The organism is uncultured Gimesia sp., from assembly GCF_963972345.1.
Taxonomy (GTDB): domain Bacteria; phylum Planctomycetota; class Planctomycetia; order Planctomycetales; family Planctomycetaceae; genus Gimesia.
Genome location: NZ_CAXAVM010000043.1, coordinates 1 through 17,518, shown reverse-complemented (window position 1 = coordinate 17,518; position 17,518 = coordinate 1). Strand labels below are relative to the sequence as shown.

The following is a 17,518-nucleotide window of genomic DNA, read 5'->3' as shown; positions in this document are numbered from 1 at the left end:
TAAGTTGAGCGTTAAGCGAACGATTGTACTCTCGATCCTGACGAGACACAAAGGACCGCTACCCGATTGCACAAATTTTATAAGAACTGAATTCACCGTGACACAAACGTGAACAGACTGTTATACTGTCCCATAGATAAAACCTGCCGGTTTCACCTGTGAAACCAGCCGCGTTTTTCGTGCAAATAGAAATTCTCTTCGGGAGTGAGTCGATATGAATCTGCGTCCGTTGTTTCCGGTTACCCTCTGTACCTTGTTACTGGCCTGCTGCCCTGGCTGCGGTTCTGCCGATGCTCCTCAGGAACCGGTCACGGTCGACCTGGGCGGAAGTGGCGTCGATCTGGGAGCCGGGGAACCTCTCGAAATGGAAGACAGCAACTCGACTCCTGCCAAATCAAATAACAAGCCGGCGCGGCGGTTTGAACCCATCACACTGGGCAGCAACTCGTCCACACCAGGCACGCAGGCAGACGTTCCGGATGAACAGAAATTCGATAACGTGCTGGAAGCATTGAAGCCCTTGCAGATCATGCTCGGCGACTGGGGCGGAATCACCTTCAAAAAAACCGATGGCTTCAGTTCGGTGGAAACACTGGACTGGGTCTGGGACCTGCAGACCAATCCGCAGCAGCCGGCGCTCGTCATGCAGGCAGATAAAAGCCGCTACTATGAAAATGCCCGCCTGACATACCTGGCTGACAAACAGAAGTATCAGTTGACGATCACCAACAAAGCCGGAGACAAACAGGTTTACGAAGGAGAATTCTCTGTCCCCGTGGAAAAGGTTCCCGGCGATGATGATCCGAACGTGATGCATTCCACCTATAAACTCAGCCTGGCCCTGGTGGACCCTCCCGATGAAAAGAAACACGCCCAGATCATCCTCAATCAGCAGAACAATAACCGCTACCTGTTTGAACTCTATGATCTGCGGGGCGACAGCTACGCGCGTGTCGACACCATTACCACACGCCGCAAGGGAACTTCGTTCGCCAAAAGCGACTCGGATTACGGCGACAAAACCTGCGTCATTTCAGGCGGCCTGGGAACGACCCAGGTCAACTACCAGGGCAAATCTTTCTGGGTCTGTTGCAGTGGCTGCCGCAAAGCCTTTGATGCCGACCCGGAAAAATGGATCGCCAAACACGAAGCCAATAAGAAAAAAACCATGAATCAGTAAACCTGCCTGCCACGCTGTTACTGACTTCATCACAGCACTCTCGTTCCAGCGCGCTTACGGGTTCCCAATCGCGGCAATTCCCTGCGCGGTTCACTCCCCCACTTCTGAACGTTGTACCGGGATCGCGGTACGTAGCAGCCTTGCCTCCGTCGAATCAGGATCCTCATGAATCGCATTTCCGGGAACCAGTGTTTCTCTGATTCTGTCCTCCCCGTTTACTGGAGTCCGGGCAGCCCGACAGAAATTTGAACAGGTTACATCTGGCTACGATCGTTAAGAATGCATGTATGGACCGTGAAGATTCCATTGATTTCCCGCAACTCATTCGCAGGTCCGTATAAATTAATTTGCGTTCTTCTACACTGCTTTTCTGCTCATATTCTGCATGACGTCCAGCCAGTTTTCATTCTGCGACTACCCACCAATATTGCCTGCCGGAGAAGTTCCAGGAAAAACATAAATTCCATTGAGAATATTCTGAAGCCTGCCGGGACATATGGTGCAGGCAAGCTTGTTCTTAAAAGTCTGCGTTTGTTTTTTCGCCAGTTACCCCCCAGAAGACTCTCATGGATCGTTCTGACATTTTTACCACTTCGAATCGAACTACATTCGATTCGAAATCAGCGAAAGAGACGGACACTGTACCCCTCCAGAAGACCGCGGAGGACGAACGGTTCATGCGGCTGTACGCCAACTCGTACTCCCGCATTTTCCGGTTTATTCTGACGCTGATTCCCTGCCGCAACGATGCGGATGAAGTCATGCAGGAAACCAGCCTCGTACTCTGGCGCAAGTTCGATGAATATCAGTCGGATGGAAATTTCACCCGCTGGGCCTGTGGCATAGCCCGGCTCGAAGTTCTGCGGCTGATGGAACGTAAAAAGCGATTCGCGGCCCTGTTTGACGAACAGCTGCTGAACCAGATCGCCTCCACCCGCGCCCGCTGTGAAGAACTGCTGGAAATCCGCCGCGACTTTCTCGTGCAATGCAAACGCCAGCTGCCGGAAAAGGATCTCTACCTGCTGCAGTTGATCTATGAATCGGAACATGGTGCCAAAACAGCTGCCAGCATTATGGATCAGCCCTTGAGCACAATCTATCGACATCTGGATCGCATCCGCAATCTGCTGTTTCGTTGTATTGAACGAAAGATGAACGCGGAGGAATCACAATGAAATCGCTCCAGCGTAAACAGCGGGCCCTCATCAAACTGATTTACGAAGTCCAGAATGAAACCGCCAGCAGCGCCCAGTTGAAAGAACTCTCCGAACGACTCCGCGGAGATCTGGAAGCGCAAAAACTGTACGTATTCCTGATGGACATGCACGCAGAACTGATCCTCGAAGAAGAGTTCCTGGTCCCGGAACAGTGGGAGCTGTTTTCACAACTGCCCGAGCAGCCACGCCCTGTCAGAAAACGGCCACGCACGCGAAAACCATTCTCACATTATCTGCTGCTGACGGTCTGTTATGTACTGCCCTTCACCGTTTTAGCCTGTTTCACCTGGTACGCCATCCAGCCCGTACCTCATACCCAGGTCGCGATCCTCGAAGAGGTTGATCATGCCATAGTCACCCAGGCTGCGCAGCAACTGTCGTCACAGGCAGACCTGTTCACCGGGCGTACTTATCAGCTGCAACAGGGAATCGTCCGACTGCTGATGAATTCCGGTGCCGAAGTCGTCCTCGAGAGCCCGGCTGCGTTTGAACTGCTGCACGAAAACAGTATCCGACTATATTCAGGATCACTGGCTGCAGAGGTCCAGTCCGCAGCTGTCGGCTTTGTCGTGGAAACTCCCTCGCAGCGCATCGTCGACCTCGGCACACGTTTTGGAGTACGAGTCGCAGAAGATGGTTCTTCAGAAACCCATGTCTTCCAGGGGAAAGTGGTCTGCGCCGAAAAACAGAATCAACAGACAACAGGGGATACCCATCTCCTCACAGCTGGCCAGGCCCTGCAGTGGAAAGGGGATGGCAGTCCGGCGGTGACTCTCAAAACAGATGAAAGCCGGTTCTCCCGCGCGCTGCGTTTTCAGGCGCAGATTGACACGCTTGCAGGTGCGATTGAATACCAACAGGAAATGCCTGGCCAACTGGGCGCCGGCGAGTGCTGCAGCAGCCAGCATCTGTATCTGTTTCAGGAACACAAAAACCTGGTACTGCAGGAAGATGTCACCCTCTGGAAAATCCCAGCTACAGAGCAAGCGGAAGCACAGCCTGAGCAGAGACGAACCATTCCCAAAGGCACCAAGGTCAATGTTTTTCTGCTGCACCTGGACGGCCCCCATAAAGATGCCGCAGGTAAAGCTCACCCCAAAGTCGCCGTCCATGGCACGATCCATTTTCGGCATCCCGTGCTGGGAGGACTCAAAACCGATCCGGATTTATATGCCACCGATCAGACTTTTGGTCGCACTGAGATTGCCTACGACAACCAGGAGTTCGGCCGGAGCGGACGCGGCATCGATCGCGGTGACAAAACCGAACTTTCCCCTTCCGGGAAACAACTGTATGTGGCCTGGAGCCAGCGTGGAGGTGGCGGCATTGGACGAGACCAGATTCGGATCCTGGTCGCCGCGGAGGAATGAAAACTGCGCTTCTGAAAAAGAGACAACAAATAGAGACAACTGAAACCTGTTCCGGGTCCTGTAACCGGAACACGACAAACCCTGTTATTATCCCAAGTGAGATGAACCATGAAACTCCACTCCCGTATTCGATCTAACCGCGGCTTCACGTTGATTGAATTACTCGTCGTGATCGCCATTATCGCCATTCTGATTGCGCTGCTTCTGCCCGCAGTCCAACAGGCACGTGAAGCGGCCCGCCGCTCTGAATGCAAAAACAATCTGAAACAGATGGGGCTGGCCATTCACAATTACCATGACACCTACCGCATCCTGCCCCCCGGCTTCAACGTGGACCTGGTCGTTGCCAACGGTGCCTCCGGCAATGGCGGACTGGGCTGGAGCGGTTCGATTCTGCCCGGCATCGATCAGGCAAACCTGTATAACACACTCGATTTCAACGCGGACTGGGGCACCGGTGCGAATGAAGACGCCTGTGCAACGTATCTCAGCGCCTATCGCTGCCCCTCAGACACCACCGTCAGCCATCGCAACCATGATGGCATTGATGCCCGCGTTCCCACTTCTTATCTCGCCTGCTTCTCAGGGACCCGCGGTTCGGACAGTGAAGCCAATGTGACCGACGCCGACGGTCTCTTCTTCCTCAACAGCTCCATCCGGATGCGCGACATTACTGATGGCACTTCCAACACGATTGGCGTCGGCGAATGTGTCAATAACTTCGATGAATTCAAAGATCACTTCTATATCGGCTCCACCTCCATCGGCGGCTGGGATGGTGCCCCCCGCGAGTACTCCGAATATGTAGCCAGTACAGACGTCCCCATGAATACGACCAACGAAGTCGCCTTCGGCAGCATGCATGTCGGCGGGGCCCAGTTCCTGCTGATGGATGGTTCTGTACGCTTCCTGAGTGAAAACATGAGTCGTACCATTTATTCCTACCTGGGCAGTCGCGCGGATGGCGAAGTCATCGGCGATTTCTAGGCGAGGTAGAAACCCTGTTTCCAAGTTCACTGCAGGAGGACAAACGACGGTCGTCCTGCAGCTGACTTCCAATCCAGATATTCAAAAGGCAATTTACGACCATGAATGTTTTAAAATTTACTAATCGAGAGAACGCAAGCAGATCGAACTCTGGCATTGCATCACTGTTCTGCATCGTTTCCATTCTATTTTTGAACAGCGGCTGTTCCTCTTCCCAGGATCTGGCCGCCAGTCAACCTGCCGCACAGGTGGAACAGGCGGTCGCGCAGCTCAACGAGAGCGGTGCCGAGATAGTCCTCGATGAAGCCGGCGAAGTCATTGCCGTCAAGCTTCCGCAGCAAACCAGCCCCGAAGTTATTGCCACGCTGGCCAGTTTGAGCAAACTCAAACGGGTAGACGCTTCAGAAACGGATCTGCAACAGACGGCGTTCGACGACTTGAAGTCGGCGAACCCGAATGTAAAAATCGAGTTCCCTTTATAATTCTGGCTGCTTCCACGATAATATCATATCCCCCGCGCTTTACGTAGAAATGAATGTCCCATGAAATTTGTTACGATTCTGACGACGATGCTTATGATGACTGCTGCTTCACTATGCTCCCTCGCTGCCGGGGAACTGCCTCCCGCTGAACAGGGAAGTTTCAGCATCGCTGTCATCCCTGATACGCAGCAATTCCAGGGACGGGGTACCAATCGGAAGTCACACGCCGATCGTCCGACTTCGAACCCGGTCTTTACCGCGATTACTGACTGCATCATCGACGAGCTGGATCGGCAGAAAATTGTGTTCGTCAGCCATGTCGGCGACATCGTCGATATTAATAATGACGAACAATGGAAAGTCGCGCAGCAGTGCATGAACCGCCTGCATGGAAAAGTTCCTTATGGCATCAGCGTCGGCAACCATGACATGGTGGGAAAGACAGGAGATTCCTCACTGTTTCAGAAGTATTTTCCCAAGTCGCGGTTCACGGAATTCGACTGGTATGGGGGCTGTTTTGAACCCGCCAGCGGGAAGCCGGAAATCTCGGGCAACAACGCGAACAGCTTTCAACTCTTCTCCGCAGCAGGCATGGACTTCCTCATTCTGCACCTGGAATGCAATGCGCCCGATCAAGTCTTGGCCTGGGCCGACCAGGTACTCAAACAGCATGCGGACCGCAGAGCCATTATCACGACTCACATGGACCTGGGACCGCTGGAGCATCCCAAAGAACCACGCGATTATTTCGATGCCCCCAAAGGCCGCATGGTCTGGAAAAAATGCCATGGTGCGAACGGCAATACTTCGCAGCAGATGTGGGAAAAATGTTTCAGTCACCACAAAAACATCTTTCTGATCTGCTGTGGCGACCAGAGCCGTACACAGGCGTTTCGCCAGACCGTCAAAGGGAAACACGGCAATACCGTACACGAACTGCTGTCCGATTACGGCGCAGAAGGATTTCGCCTGATGCGATTTATTCCCGCGCAGAACAAGATCGAAGTCCGGACCTGGAACCCTGTCAGGAAACAGCTGTGCGAATCAACAAAAATTGTTCCCGCGCGCGACCAGCACCAGTTCACGCTGGATTACCAGATGACGAAATAAATCAGTGGCATGCCCGTCGGCTTGATAACGCTTTCACAGGCTGAGAATGGATCAGACCGGCAGAGGACTCGCCGCGCTGCGACGATTCGGCAGGCAGATCGGTACGCGCGTGGCGCTGTCTGCCGTTTTCGCGCTGCTCATATTCACGCTTGCCTGATAAACGCGCCGCGGTCGCCTGCTTTTCAAAGTTCCCTTTCCGTTGATGATCAAAATTCCGATCTCCAGATTCCCTGATAGAATCTGCTACCAAAATGCTTTGCATTTGTATATAATGAGGAACGTTTCTTATTACATAGCCGACTACAGGGTGTTATGCCTAAGCCGCCAGATATTGAGACATTCCTGAATCTCTTACGAGAGAGCCACCTGCTCTCTGCGGACGAGGTTCGTACTCTCATTGCGCAGCACGAACTGGAAAACGCCGGTTCCCCCAAAGAAGCCGCCCAGCGACTGGTCACCGCGAAAGTTCTGACGCGTTACCAGGGCGAGCGCCTGCTGTCGGGTCGCACACGTGGCTTTTACATCGACCGCTACAAAATTCTCGAAGTCCTCGGTTTTGGAGGGATGGGCAGTCTGTATCTGGCGGAAGACAAAGAAACGCAGGCCCCGGTGGCGTTGAAGGTGCTCAATGAAAAATGCCGCAACGATGCCGGCATGATGACGCGTCTGAAACTGGAAGCAACAGCTGGCGCCAGGCTGCAACATCCGCATGTCGTGCGGACGATCAATTATGAAGAAACAGGTGCCGTCTGTTACATCGCCATGGAGTTCGTTAAAGGGATCAGCCTGCTGGAACTGGTCCTGCTCAAGCAGAAATCTCTGCCTACGCCCCAGGTGTGTGATGTGATCTCCCAAGCCGCCCGGGGACTGCAGGTTGCTCACGAGTCGGAAATTATCCACCGCGATCTCAAGCCCGAAAACCTGATCATCGACTCGGACGGTTATGTGAAAGTGCTCGACTTCGGTCTGGCACTGCTCAAGGATCATCCCGAAGCTGAATTTTCGCTGGCGATGATCTTTGGCCATGGTTGCGTGGGAACCCCCGAATACATTGCCCCCGAACAATCAAAGGATGGGCAGTCTGCCGATGCGCGGACCGACATCTACAGCCTGGGTTGTACGATGTATTTCCTGCTGACCGGCAAACTCCCCTTCCCCACCGGAACCGCGTCACAGAAAATCCAGGCACACCGTGAACAGTCGCCAAAACCGATTTCCGAAATCGCCCCCAAAGTGCCCGCTGAAGTGGTGGCGATTGTGGAAAAGATGATGGCCAAACAGCCCGCTGACCGCTTTCAGACAATGACCGAGGTCTCCGCCGCACTGCAACCTTTTGCGAAACGCACCCCGATCGAATTCCGCTTTAATAAAATCGTCTCACAACGCGTGGAACAGGCAAAAGCCCGCAGCGCCATCGCCCAGTCCAGTATCGTCAAACCTCAACTTTCCTCCCGCATCGCGACCGCCAGCCATGTCGCAGAAATGGCCAAGAAAAAATCAGACGGCATCGAACGGCTGACCCGCGGCGAATCGGACATTTCCAAGAGCGGTATCCTGCGGCATTCGGTTCCGACGGAATCGACAGACGCAATGGCAGAAAAAGCCAGCAGCGCCATGACCGGCATCCTGCAACCCATCGACCTGATTGACCTCGATAACAAGCAGCGGTTTCCCATCGCGAAACAACGGGTGGTATTAGGCCGCAACGCCGGCTGTGATATCCAGCTGGATCGGCCAGGCATCTCGGGAGAACACTGCGCCTTCCACTTTGAGAACACTGGCTGGGTGGTCACCGATCTCAAAAGCAAAAACGGCACCGAAGTCGAAGGCAAACGCGTTCAGGAACAGATCCTCTTCCCCGGCAACACGCTCTCCCTGGCAGCCAGTTACCACTTTCGCGTCGCCTCACCCAACCAGTACGTCAAGCAGAAGAAAAACAAACCGATGCTCATCGCCGCCTCCGTCCTCGCTGGCATCTGCCTGATCGCCGGCATCGGCTACTGGCTGCTGTCGTAGTGCAGAGCTAAAAAATGGGTGGGCCCGAATAAAATTCGGGCCGAGCGCAGCGAGCAGGAGGTCGCAGCTACTACGTTCCCTTTAAGAATCGGGCAGCCGATGTTTAACAACAGACACAATGAGGTACACTTCCTCACCAATCAGCAGACACACTGCCACCTCCTGTTGTCTGCGACAACACCGAATTGCATTCGGTGCCACCCAACAGGGACACGCAGAAGCCTCTATAGTAATTGCAATGTGTGCTACCGGATCAGGCGCCCGTGTGCCACCGCTCGGCTTGTCCGACGGTGCTGGTGCAACACCAGTGAAAGACTCCCGATGCATCTAAAATAACGGGTGGGCCCTAATAAAATTCGAGCCGAGCGCAGCGAGCAGGAGGTCGCAGCTCACTCTCGCGAATGCTTTAGATAAATCCGAGTCAGAAATTTCATTCAAATCAGGTCAAGCCTGTCTCTATTTCTGATCCCGTTTTTTCAGCGTGCCTTCAATATGCTTCGCGACCTGCTGGCCCAGCATGTCGTAGCCTTTGCCGTTGAAATGCACGTCTTTGGGATTTTGTATTTCTGCCAGATGCGGCAGGATGAAAGAATATAGGTCGTCGATTTCCACGCCGTTGGCCTGCATCACTTTCGCGGCAATCTCGTTCTTCTCTTCCAGTTTGGTTTTCATTTCCGGCCCCTCTTTCCAGTCAGCAGGGATCGGCGTGCTGCTGGCCCAGACGACCGTCGCGCCCGTTTTCTTGAGACGTTTGACAATCTCGTCCAGCCGCTGTTCATATTCGGCAGCCGGTGTGCGGCGGTCGTGAATGCCGAAGTTGAAGTGAATCACATCCCAGTTGCCATCCCCCAGCCAGACATCCAGTTTTTTCAATCCCATGGCCGTCGGTCCACAGTTGGCCGGCGCACGATGCACGTTGGCTTTGCCTTTCAATGCCTTGCGGGCCGCCTGTGTGTAACCCCGTGAAACGGAATCCCCAATCAACAGCACGCGCGGCAGCTTTGGGTCGTCGGCGACAAAATCCCAGGCAGTCACCTGACCTGCCACCTTCTGTTTTTTGTAGATCGGCAGATAGAAGCCACCCAGGTTTTCTTCGAGGACGGTTTCCCAGGCCTGCTGTTCGGGAGACAGCGTTGCTTTCCAGTCGGCGAACTTTTTATTGAGGACCGCTTCCTGTTCGGCTTTCTTCTCAGCCGCCTCGGCAGCATTGGTCGGCTCGGTTTTCTTGTCATCCGCTGTCAGAGGGGCTACGATGAAAACCGTCATCAGACAGGCGAAAAAACAGCAAGGTGTGAAAAGAACAGGTCGGCGCATTTGCAGTTTCCCGAAATCAGGTATGAGTTTCTGGTAAGAACGTTCAGGATTCAGGATACCGCAGGCTTCAGCCGGACACAATCGCAGGCCGTTGATTCTTCGCTGATGACAGTTCCCGCTTGCATTCCTGACTACAGATAAAGGACAAAGCCGTGCCAGACAATTTACCAGTCAATTTACCAGACAATTTCCGCTCGCAACTCAAACAGGGTCAGCTGCTGATCTCACCAATGGTCACTCTCTCCAGCCCGGAAGTCGCCGAGATTTTAGCCGCAGCGGGTTACGACTGGCTGTTCCTGGACGCTGAGCACAGCACCTTTTCTCCCTCTGACCTGCAGGCGATCATCGGCCGCGTGGGGAATCGCCTGCCCAGCCTGGTCCGTCTGCAGGCACCCGAAGAAGTCTCGATCAAGAAAGCCCTCGACATCGGCGCCGCCGGGATCATCGCGCCACAGGTCAATTCCGCAGAACAGGCCGAACAGATCGTCTCCTGGTCCCGCTACTCACCCGAGGGCACGCGTGGCGTCGGCCTGGGTCGCGCCCACGGATACGGTTTCAGCTTCGATGATTACCTGGCGAAAGCGAACGCAGAAACCACGGTCGTCGTTCAAGCCGAGCATATCAACGCGGTGAATGCAATGGAAGACATCGCCCAGGTCCCCGGCGTTGATGCCGTTCTGATTGGACCGTATGACCTGTCCGCCAGCCTGAAACGCATCGGCGAAATCGATCACCCCGAAGTGACCGGCGCGATTGATCACGTCACCGAAGTCTGTAAGAAAAACAACATCCCGCTCGGCATTTTCGGCGTGACGGTCGACGCCGTCAAACCCTACATCGAAAAAGGCTTCACCCTGATCACCGTCGGCGTGGATACCGTAATGCTGGGCCAAGCCGCCCGCAAAATGCTGGGGCAGATACGTGGATGATAAAGCTTATTCTGTATGGTTTTCAGGAAAAGCTCAGACCGCTATCAAAATGTGCAGATTTACACTTTTGTCGCTAAATATTCTTGCCTCTCTCTATTTCAGACGTAACAATTCAAAAGGAGGTAAAGATGAAACTGACTCAAGCACAATCAGAAGCCATTTCCCGCGGTGAAAAAGTTTCCATCAAAGTCGGCGAGCTGGACTGTATCCTGATCCGAGAAGATCTATTCGAGAAGCTCCAGGAAATCCGCGACACTGAGGAAACCTATGGGGCGGTAATCGAAGCCCTCGATGACGAAAACCCTGATCAGTATCTAGAATATCTCAATGAGAAGTAGTCTGGTCATAGTCGATTTTCGCTCTACAATTCCTTCTGCAGGCGTTCGACCTGCGCTTGTTGTCCAAAACAACAGAGACAATACTCGTATGTCAAATACGATTGTTGTGCAAGTGACGACAACCATTCGCCGTAGTATAGAAAACACACAACTTCTGATCGACCAGCAGCATCCGGACTGGCAACAATCGGGACTCCGCCGCCCCTCGGTCATCAACTGCTCCAACATTTATACAATTCGTCAACAGCATATCGCTAAAGTGATTGGTTCTCTTACCGCTACGACTATGAAGCAGATCGATCATTGCCTGAGAACAGCTTTAGACTTGTAATCACTCTTAAATTTCTTCCCCATCCTTCCCACATGGTTCCAGAAACCGCAGGTGATGGGCGGCGTGGGTGGTGTAAACTTTTTCCAGGGTTTCGGGATCGAGGCGGCCGAAACCGGGATGCGGCGCATAAGGTCCCGGATGGGCTTTGTAGCGGGTCACGCTCACTAAGAATTTTTCTGCTTCTTTCGCGTCATCCAGATCACCGGACGGGACAAAAATTGGAGACGTGGGAATGCCCTGTGGGGAATCGCCTTTCAGCAGGCGGGGTAACAGAATGCGTCGCATCAGCGGTCGCAGCGGTGCAAACAGGGAGAGCCAGAGCGGATAGCCGTCCACACCCGGATCCTGCACCAGGGTCAAGTGGCGACAGACCTGGGCCAGATTCCACTTGCCCCGCTGCGTGTAACCGGTCTGCAGCAGTGACTCGACTTCGGCGACGGCGTCTTCCAGGCGGTGAAACTGCAGCTCCCGCAGGTCGTTGATCATCTGAGTTCTCTCTGTTTTTATAGCGTGATGTTTCTATATCGAAATTTGCTGCCGACAGACGTCGTGGCTACGTTCTGTTTGTGAGTTGTAGTATACTTTTTCGAGCAGTGAATACAGGAGCCATTGCATTAGATTCTTTGATTTTTTTACCACGCAAAACATGAAAGCACACGAACATGCTCGCTTCGATAGCGTGTGCGATTCTCCTTCTCTCCGGATTTAGAAAAACATGATCACCACCCGTGATGCTACCCTGGACGATCTGCCTGCGATTGTGGACATCTACAATGAGTCGATCCCCGCCGGGACCGCGACGGCGGATACGCGGCCGATTACTGTCGAGAGTCGGCTCCCCTGGTTTGCACAGTTCTCGCCGGAGAAACGGCCGATCTGGGTCGCGGAAAACGAAGCCGGCCAGATCGTGGGCTGCATCTATGTGACTTCGTTTTATGCCGGTCGCCCCGCGTATGACAAGACGGCGGAAGTCAGTCTGTACCTGTCCAGTGCCCATCAGAAGCAGGGACTGGGCACGTTTCTGCTGCAGAAGATGATCGACGCCTGCCCGGCGCTCGGCATCACGACGCTGGTCGGCATGCACTTTGATCACAACGAGGGGACGCGGCATCTGAATGAAAAGTTCGGGTTCGAAGTCTGCGGGCATCTGCCCGAAATCGCCGAAGTGCAGGGACAGAAACGGGGACTGCTGATTTCGCTGCTGCGAATCCCGGCCAGGCAGTGAGCCGAGATGCCGAATGTTCATCTCGGGTCGTATGATGATTTCTGATAAAATTTCGATCGGGCGTCTGCTGCTTTTCGCAGTCTGATGGCGGCAGCCCTGGTGAAAGACAGGAGACGACACATCACCAGTGATGGTCGCCGCTGCTTCAACCCCATTGCTGTCTCAATCAGGCTCACCAGAGTGCTAAGTGCGAAGAAGTGTGAGTTCGAAGGAAGAAAGTGATTTTCGAGTGTGTGTAAGCGTCAGTTAAGTGTCTGATCGGGTCTCGAACATGAGTGTACGTTGTGAACGGTTTTGCTTAATAATCAACAAAAACGGTCTGAAACAAGGAGGTTTTAAGATGATCAGATTCTCAGGCCTGCTGCGTGTACCCTGTCAGGAAACGGGGCAACGCGCGCGACGCATAAGCAGGTAGTTTCGAGATCGGCGTGGGCGGGTCAAGTCGAATCTGATCGCTGAACAGTCCGCAGCAGTGCTCAACTGGTACGATCTTTTTTCCAGAGCTTCCAGTAGTTTTTAATCCGATGCGCGAACGCTTTGGGTTTTTCCGCAAAGATGCGATCTGCCAGTTTGAGTCCCGCTGACTGCAGTTCGTTTCTCTGCTGGCGAATGAGCGTCAATAACTGTTCGACATCAGCGGATGTGCCGAACGCTTCGGGTTTTCCCGTGATAACCTGCGTCATCACTGCCAGATCGTGATCGTCCCCCAGGTAATCATTGAGTTCATCCAGTTCCGCCTCGCGAGCCGAGAGAATTGTCGGCCAGACATTGTTGAGCAGGCGAATATGATACAGGTGATATTTGCTGCGTTTGCGACATTCGTGAAAGAGCTCATCGTTCGGACTCTGATGCAGTTGAGCCAACGCGACCGCACCGCGTTCATAAGTGCGACGCAGATCTGCTTTGAGAATTTTGGTGGCAGCCCCTTTGATCTTCCAGTTCTCCACCCGTTGCTTTGCCTGCTGCAATTCTGCGGAGAGCTGTTCCAGTTCCTGATCGAGGTCAGTCCATTCCTCAACGACTTTCTGTTTTCGTTCCTGAAAGCGCTTTTCGAATTCTGCGAACAACTCTGTATAGGCGGAGTCAGGAAAACGCTCCTGCAATGCCTGCAGCGATTCCAGCAGAGATTCGGCATCGCGAATCCGCGAGAGGCGTCGGCCGACATCGCGATACCAGACATTGATGGCAGTGTACTCTTCCCCCAGTCCGCTGCGAACGAGGCGAACCAGTCCCCGCAGTTTCTTGAAGCGTTTGCGGACTTCATGGATGGCGTAATGCCGATTCTGTTCCGGATCCTGCAGAACCTGAATTGCCTGGCTCAACTGTTCGCCGGCAATTCGACGGACACCTGACGCCAGGGACTCCTGTAGTTTGAACTGATAACCCATCTCTCAAATCCGTATCTGAAATGTTAAAGGACGATTGAATTCATCTCATGTGTTGTAGAGGCCATCTGCTTGATATCGTGAGACGACCTGTCTGTGCAATTTATCATAATCGATCGGCGAATTTAACCAGTGCGCCCCGTCAAGATGTCACTCTGAATAATTAGAATTGATGAGGTCTTTCGCAGGAGCGGATTCAATCCAGTGCATTACGACGACGATCAGGATTCCGGAAATGGTAAACCCGCTGATCACGGGAATCACAGTGCCGTTATAACTCAGACCGATCAGAATGCCGCAGGGAACGGAGATCAGTGTGGAGAGCGCTCCCATCACCGCAGCACCGACGCCGGCGATATGTCCCAGCGGTTCCATCGCCATCGCATTCAAATTTCCATACATGATACCGAAACAGAAGAGAGTCACCATCATGTAGGCCATCAAAGTCCACAACGGAGGCAGACCGCCGACGGAGAGTACATACATAAAAAACAGCAGGGAGAGAACCGTGGAAATCCGCTTGGACCAGCGGGACAGATTCTGCATGCCGAACCGCATGACCAGTCTGCCATTCGCAAAGGAAGCCCCGCCGATACAGAGTGCCAGGATCGCGAAGTACAGGGGAAACAGCGTTCCCAGCTGGTATTGTTTCTGAAAGATCTGCTGTGACGAACTTAAGTAGCCCAGGAACGCGCTGGAGATGAGCCCCAGTGAAATGGTATAGCCAATGGAGACCCGATGCGTACAGACTTCCTGTATCGCGAGTTTGATTCGTCTGAACGAAAAGGGAATCCGCCGTTCTATCGGCAGCGTCTCCGGCAGGCGGGTTGCCAGCCAGACCAGTGTAAATATTCCACAGGCTAACAGAGCCGCAAAGATGGCCCGCCAGTGTGCGATCATCAGGATCGCCTGCCCCAGCGTGGGGGCAATCGCGGGGACGAAAATAAATATCGTCATCACGAATGACATCACGCGAGCCATTTCGGGGCCTTCATATTGATCCCGGACGATCGCCACAATCACACAGCGTGGGGACGCCAGACCGAGTCCCTGCAGAAACCGACCGGCCAGCATGACTGTCAGATCGGTGGAAAACAGGGAAAGCAGTCCGCCGATCAGAAACAGAGCAAATCCGAGATACAGGGATGGTTTTCGCCCCGTGGTATCAGAAAGCGGACCGTAGATTCCCTGACCGAAGGCCAGCCCCAGAAACAGGAACGAGACGATCAACTGACTGTCGTTGGCCTGTGATGCTCCCAGTTCTTTGCCGATCTCGGTGAGGGCGGGCAGCATGGCGTCGATGGAAAGTGCCACCAGTGACTGCATCAAAGCCATCAAGGCTATAAATTCACGAAAACCAATCGCCGCTGGTTTCTGTTTTAATTCGGGGCTCAGCAATGTCGAAAACGATCTCAGCAAGAGTGACACGAGAGGCGGGAGCAACTGCAGGAAATCATAACGTGTCCCCCGCCGGTCGGAAACCGCTGCCGCGTTCCGTTCTGAAAATGTTCCTCTTGCTGAATTGGCGTGGAAGATTTATCTTTCGCTTTCACAGATCTGTTTTTTCAACCATTCACATAACGAGAAATACTATGGATAGTGCAGAAGGCTGGCGTTCGATTCTGGAGAACTGGCCGGCAGCGATTCCCAAAAAAGGAATTGTGGTCACCACCTACCAGGAATCGATCCCCTTTCAGAATTACCTGCTGTCGAGTTCGGTCGTGATGTTCGAACGGGACAAACCCGACTCGCTGGGAGCACGAAAGGTGATGCTGTCTTACAGTGCGATCTGTGCCATCAAACTGACCGACCCGGTAGAACTGGCCCGTTACCAGGTAATGGGATTCCAGCCGACATCATAAGTCTTCTCAGACCCGGAATGAAATATTTCCTGAAATAGCCCGCACGCTCGCTGGTATGTTCGCCTGACTGATTATGTCACCGACATCCAGCGTGAGAGCAGGATCGTGGGCAGCAGGAGGGCCGCTGTGAGGATGGCGTATTGCGGGTTTGCTGTCCAGACGAAGACCAGAATGGCATTGAGCATCACATAGGAAGCGAGCATGGTTTTGACAGCAATCTGGACATTCCGTGGAACCGGATTGAGGATCGCCTGAACCAGGCGGCGGTTGATCGTCAGCGCGACAACGCCTAATGCTGCCAGGACCATCGATAGATTGGTTTCGCGGGGCCAGGGATAGGTGGCCAGCATCCAGGCTAAGGCACCCAGGCCGGAATTGATCACCAGCAGTCCGCCGACCAGGTGGCCGCGATGGCTGTCTTTCGCTTCCATACGGGCAAACCACGTCAGGCCGACAATGAACAGCCCGAGTGCCGCTGCGATGCGTAACTGCGGTTTGACCCAGAGATTGATTTCCCGGGCGACGGCACTGGCGCCCAGCATGACATTCAGAAATCGACAGAGCCCCATCATCAGAGGCGCCAGGAATGTTTTTTTCAACAGCATGTCGTAGCTGAGGATGGCGACCACCAGCAGACTGGCAACGATCAGACTCTGTGTGCCGACTGTCTGGGCTGCACCGACACCGGCGAGCATCAGCAGTCCGCCCAGCGTTGCTGCTTTCTGAGTCGAGATACGGCCGGAAGGGATGGGGCGTGAAGGACGTTCTTCGGCATCGACCTTACGGTCGAAGACATCGTTGAACACCATTCCCGAGAGATACAGGCTGGCCGATGCCACCAGCAGTAACGCAAACGAGATCGGAGGCGAAAATGATCCATGCGTCAGCAAAAAGCCGAGAATGATATCCGACATCGCTGTAAACACAGCGGGCAGCCGCATCAACTGAAAGTAAGCAAGCAGGGTTTTCATGCGAACCAGTCTGTGTCCGGGTTTACTGCAGCGTCTCCCGGTCTTATTGAACTGAGTCCAACAGCACGCAAGACGCTATCATTTGAGAACTGCGATCTACGCTTCTTCCGCAACCGTGTCGGCCCATTGTTCCAGTTGCTGATACTGGCGTTCGAATTCGGGTGTGGTTGCCTGCATCGGGCTTTTGTAAAACGAACTTAAATGGGTCATAATGCCCGACTTGTTTCCGCGTCGCCATTCACGTTCGGTGAAGCGAACCATATCGAGCATCAACGGAGCTGCCAGGATGGAATCGGTTCCCTGCCAGGTAAACTGCAAAGCCATTTTCGTATCGAGGAAACCTTTGAAGTGGATATGATCCCAGGCGGTTTTCCAGTCACCCATCGATTCAATGTATTCGATGGAAACCAGTGTCTGCGGCTTGTAACCCAGAATTTCGGTCAGCAGGTGATCTTTGGAAACGACCTTGTTGGATTTGTTGACCGGATCATCCAGCACTTTTCCGTCCAGGTTCCCGAAGATGTTATGCCCGACCCAGCTCATGACATTCAGATTGCGATGTGCGAACATCGGAGCGAGTACACTTTTCATCAGTGTCTCACCCGTTTTGCCATCGCGGCCTGCATGCAGAACCTGCTTTTCTTCAGCCAGTTCAATCAGCGCCGGCAGATCCGTGCCTGCGGAGGGGGTGAAGTTCAGATGCGAACAGCCGGCGTTCATGGCGGCAATCGCATACAGGGTACTGGCGGGAACGGGTGAGGTTACCGCTGAAGCAAGTGACTCTTTCAATTCTGCGAGCGA

At 53.6% G+C, this 17,518-nt stretch carries 19 protein-coding genes; 12 read left to right on the top strand and 7 right to left on the bottom strand.

Going from position 1 to position 17,518, the window contains the following annotated elements; translation table 11 throughout:
* The first annotated feature begins 214 nt into the window (after window positions 1–214).
* The 6 genes from AACZ40_RS09825 (at window position 215) to AACZ40_RS09800 (ending at window position 6,346) form a co-directional block, all read left to right on the top strand.
* Window positions 215–1,180, top strand: a complete 966-nt coding sequence (locus AACZ40_RS09825) for a hypothetical protein (protein ID WP_291168477.1) — start codon at window positions 215–217, stop codon at window positions 1,178–1,180.
* Between the two features lie 566 nt (window positions 1,181–1,746).
* A complete protein-coding gene (locus tag AACZ40_RS09820) occupies window positions 1,747–2,355 on the top strand; it encodes a sigma-70 family RNA polymerase sigma factor (protein WP_291168479.1) in 609 nt (202 codons plus the stop codon).
* Window positions 2,352–3,767, top strand: a complete 1,416-nt coding sequence (locus AACZ40_RS09815; protein WP_291168481.1) for a FecR family protein — start codon at window positions 2,352–2,354, stop codon at window positions 3,765–3,767. Before AACZ40_RS09820 ends, AACZ40_RS09815 begins: the two co-directional genes overlap by 4 nt.
* A gap of 108 nt (window positions 3,768–3,875) precedes the next feature.
* A complete protein-coding gene (locus AACZ40_RS09810) occupies window positions 3,876–4,754 on the top strand; it encodes a DUF1559 domain-containing protein (RefSeq protein ID WP_291168483.1) in 879 nt (292 codons plus the stop codon).
* A 101-nt stretch (window positions 4,755–4,855) separates the two neighbouring features.
* Window positions 4,856–5,236 carry a hypothetical protein gene (locus tag AACZ40_RS09805; protein WP_291168485.1) on the top strand — a complete coding sequence of 127 codons (381 nt, stop codon included), beginning with the start codon at window positions 4,856–4,858 and terminating at the stop codon, window positions 5,234–5,236.
* A 60-nt stretch (window positions 5,237–5,296) separates the two neighbouring features.
* Complete coding sequence (locus tag AACZ40_RS09800) at window positions 5,297–6,346, top strand: metallophosphoesterase (RefSeq protein WP_291168487.1); 1,050 nt, start codon at window positions 5,297–5,299, stop codon at window positions 6,344–6,346.
* A 1-nt stretch (window position 6,347) separates the two neighbouring features.
* On the opposite strand, the gene AACZ40_RS09795 is transcribed toward AACZ40_RS09800, so the two are convergent.
* Entirely contained in the window at window positions 6,348–6,596 is a 249-nt protein-coding gene (locus tag AACZ40_RS09795) for a hypothetical protein (protein ID WP_291168489.1), read from the bottom strand.
* Window positions 6,597–6,658: 62 nt separating this feature from the next.
* Between AACZ40_RS09795 and AACZ40_RS09790 the strand changes: the two genes are divergently transcribed.
* The gene (locus tag AACZ40_RS09790) at window positions 6,659–8,362 is read left to right on the top strand and encodes an FHA domain-containing serine/threonine-protein kinase (protein ID WP_291168491.1); all 1,704 of its coding nucleotides are present in this window, start codon (window positions 6,659–6,661) and stop codon (window positions 8,360–8,362) included.
* Between the two features lie 456 nt (window positions 8,363–8,818).
* On the opposite strand, the gene AACZ40_RS09785 is transcribed toward AACZ40_RS09790, so the two are convergent.
* Complete coding sequence (locus AACZ40_RS09785) at window positions 8,819–9,676, bottom strand: SGNH/GDSL hydrolase family protein (RefSeq protein WP_291168492.1); 858 nt, start codon at window positions 9,674–9,676, stop codon at window positions 8,819–8,821.
* 152 nt (window positions 9,677–9,828) lie between these two features.
* Here AACZ40_RS09785 and AACZ40_RS09780 point away from each other — a divergent pair, with 152 nt between their 5' ends.
* The 3 genes from AACZ40_RS09780 (at window position 9,829) to AACZ40_RS09770 (ending at window position 11,274) form a co-directional block, all read left to right on the top strand.
* Window positions 9,829–10,605 carry an aldolase/citrate lyase family protein gene (locus AACZ40_RS09780; RefSeq protein ID WP_291168494.1) on the top strand — a complete coding sequence of 259 codons (777 nt, stop codon included), beginning with the start codon at window positions 9,829–9,831 and terminating at the stop codon, window positions 10,603–10,605.
* Window positions 10,606–10,733: 128 nt separating this feature from the next.
* Window positions 10,734–10,943 carry a hypothetical protein gene (locus tag AACZ40_RS09775; protein WP_291168496.1) on the top strand — a complete coding sequence of 70 codons (210 nt, stop codon included), beginning with the start codon at window positions 10,734–10,736 and terminating at the stop codon, window positions 10,941–10,943.
* Complete coding sequence (locus tag AACZ40_RS09770; protein WP_291168498.1) at window positions 10,933–11,274, top strand: type II toxin-antitoxin system PemK/MazF family toxin; 342 nt, start codon at window positions 10,933–10,935, stop codon at window positions 11,272–11,274. Before AACZ40_RS09775 ends, AACZ40_RS09770 begins: the two co-directional genes overlap by 11 nt.
* A gap of 6 nt (window positions 11,275–11,280) precedes the next feature.
* Here the strand turns inward: AACZ40_RS09770 and AACZ40_RS09765 are convergent, their stop codons facing one another.
* Window positions 11,281–11,760, bottom strand: coding sequence for a DUF1569 domain-containing protein (locus AACZ40_RS09765; RefSeq protein WP_291168500.1), 480 nt, complete (start codon window positions 11,758–11,760; stop codon window positions 11,281–11,283).
* A 229-nt stretch (window positions 11,761–11,989) separates the two neighbouring features.
* Here AACZ40_RS09765 and AACZ40_RS09760 point away from each other — a divergent pair, with 229 nt between their 5' ends.
* On the top strand, window positions 11,990–12,499 hold the full coding sequence (locus AACZ40_RS09760) for an N-acetyltransferase family protein (RefSeq protein WP_291168502.1): 510 nt from the start codon (window positions 11,990–11,992) through the stop codon (window positions 12,497–12,499).
* A gap of 476 nt (window positions 12,500–12,975) precedes the next feature.
* Here the strand turns inward: AACZ40_RS09760 and AACZ40_RS09755 are convergent, their stop codons facing one another.
* Window positions 12,976–13,887 (bottom strand): CHAD domain-containing protein, encoded by a 912-nt coding sequence (locus AACZ40_RS09755; RefSeq protein WP_291168504.1) that lies wholly within the window; start codon window positions 13,885–13,887, stop codon window positions 12,976–12,978.
* A 147-nt stretch (window positions 13,888–14,034) separates the two neighbouring features.
* Window positions 14,035–15,282 (bottom strand): multidrug effflux MFS transporter, encoded by a 1,248-nt coding sequence (locus AACZ40_RS09750; protein WP_291168507.1) that lies wholly within the window; start codon window positions 15,280–15,282, stop codon window positions 14,035–14,037.
* A 194-nt stretch (window positions 15,283–15,476) separates the two neighbouring features.
* On the opposite strand from AACZ40_RS09750, the gene AACZ40_RS09745 reads away from it, so the two are divergent.
* Complete coding sequence (locus tag AACZ40_RS09745; protein ID WP_291168509.1) at window positions 15,477–15,746, top strand: hypothetical protein; 270 nt, start codon at window positions 15,477–15,479, stop codon at window positions 15,744–15,746.
* A 71-nt stretch (window positions 15,747–15,817) separates the two neighbouring features.
* Here the strand turns inward: AACZ40_RS09745 and AACZ40_RS09740 are convergent, their stop codons facing one another.
* Window positions 15,818–16,717: a UbiA family prenyltransferase gene (locus AACZ40_RS09740; protein WP_291168511.1), complete on the bottom strand. Its 900-nt coding sequence runs from the start codon at window positions 16,715–16,717 to the stop codon at window positions 15,818–15,820.
* Between the two features lie 96 nt (window positions 16,718–16,813).
* On the bottom strand, window positions 16,814–17,518 hold a 705-nt coding region (locus AACZ40_RS09735; RefSeq protein WP_339674258.1), incomplete at its 5' end, for an inositol-3-phosphate synthase.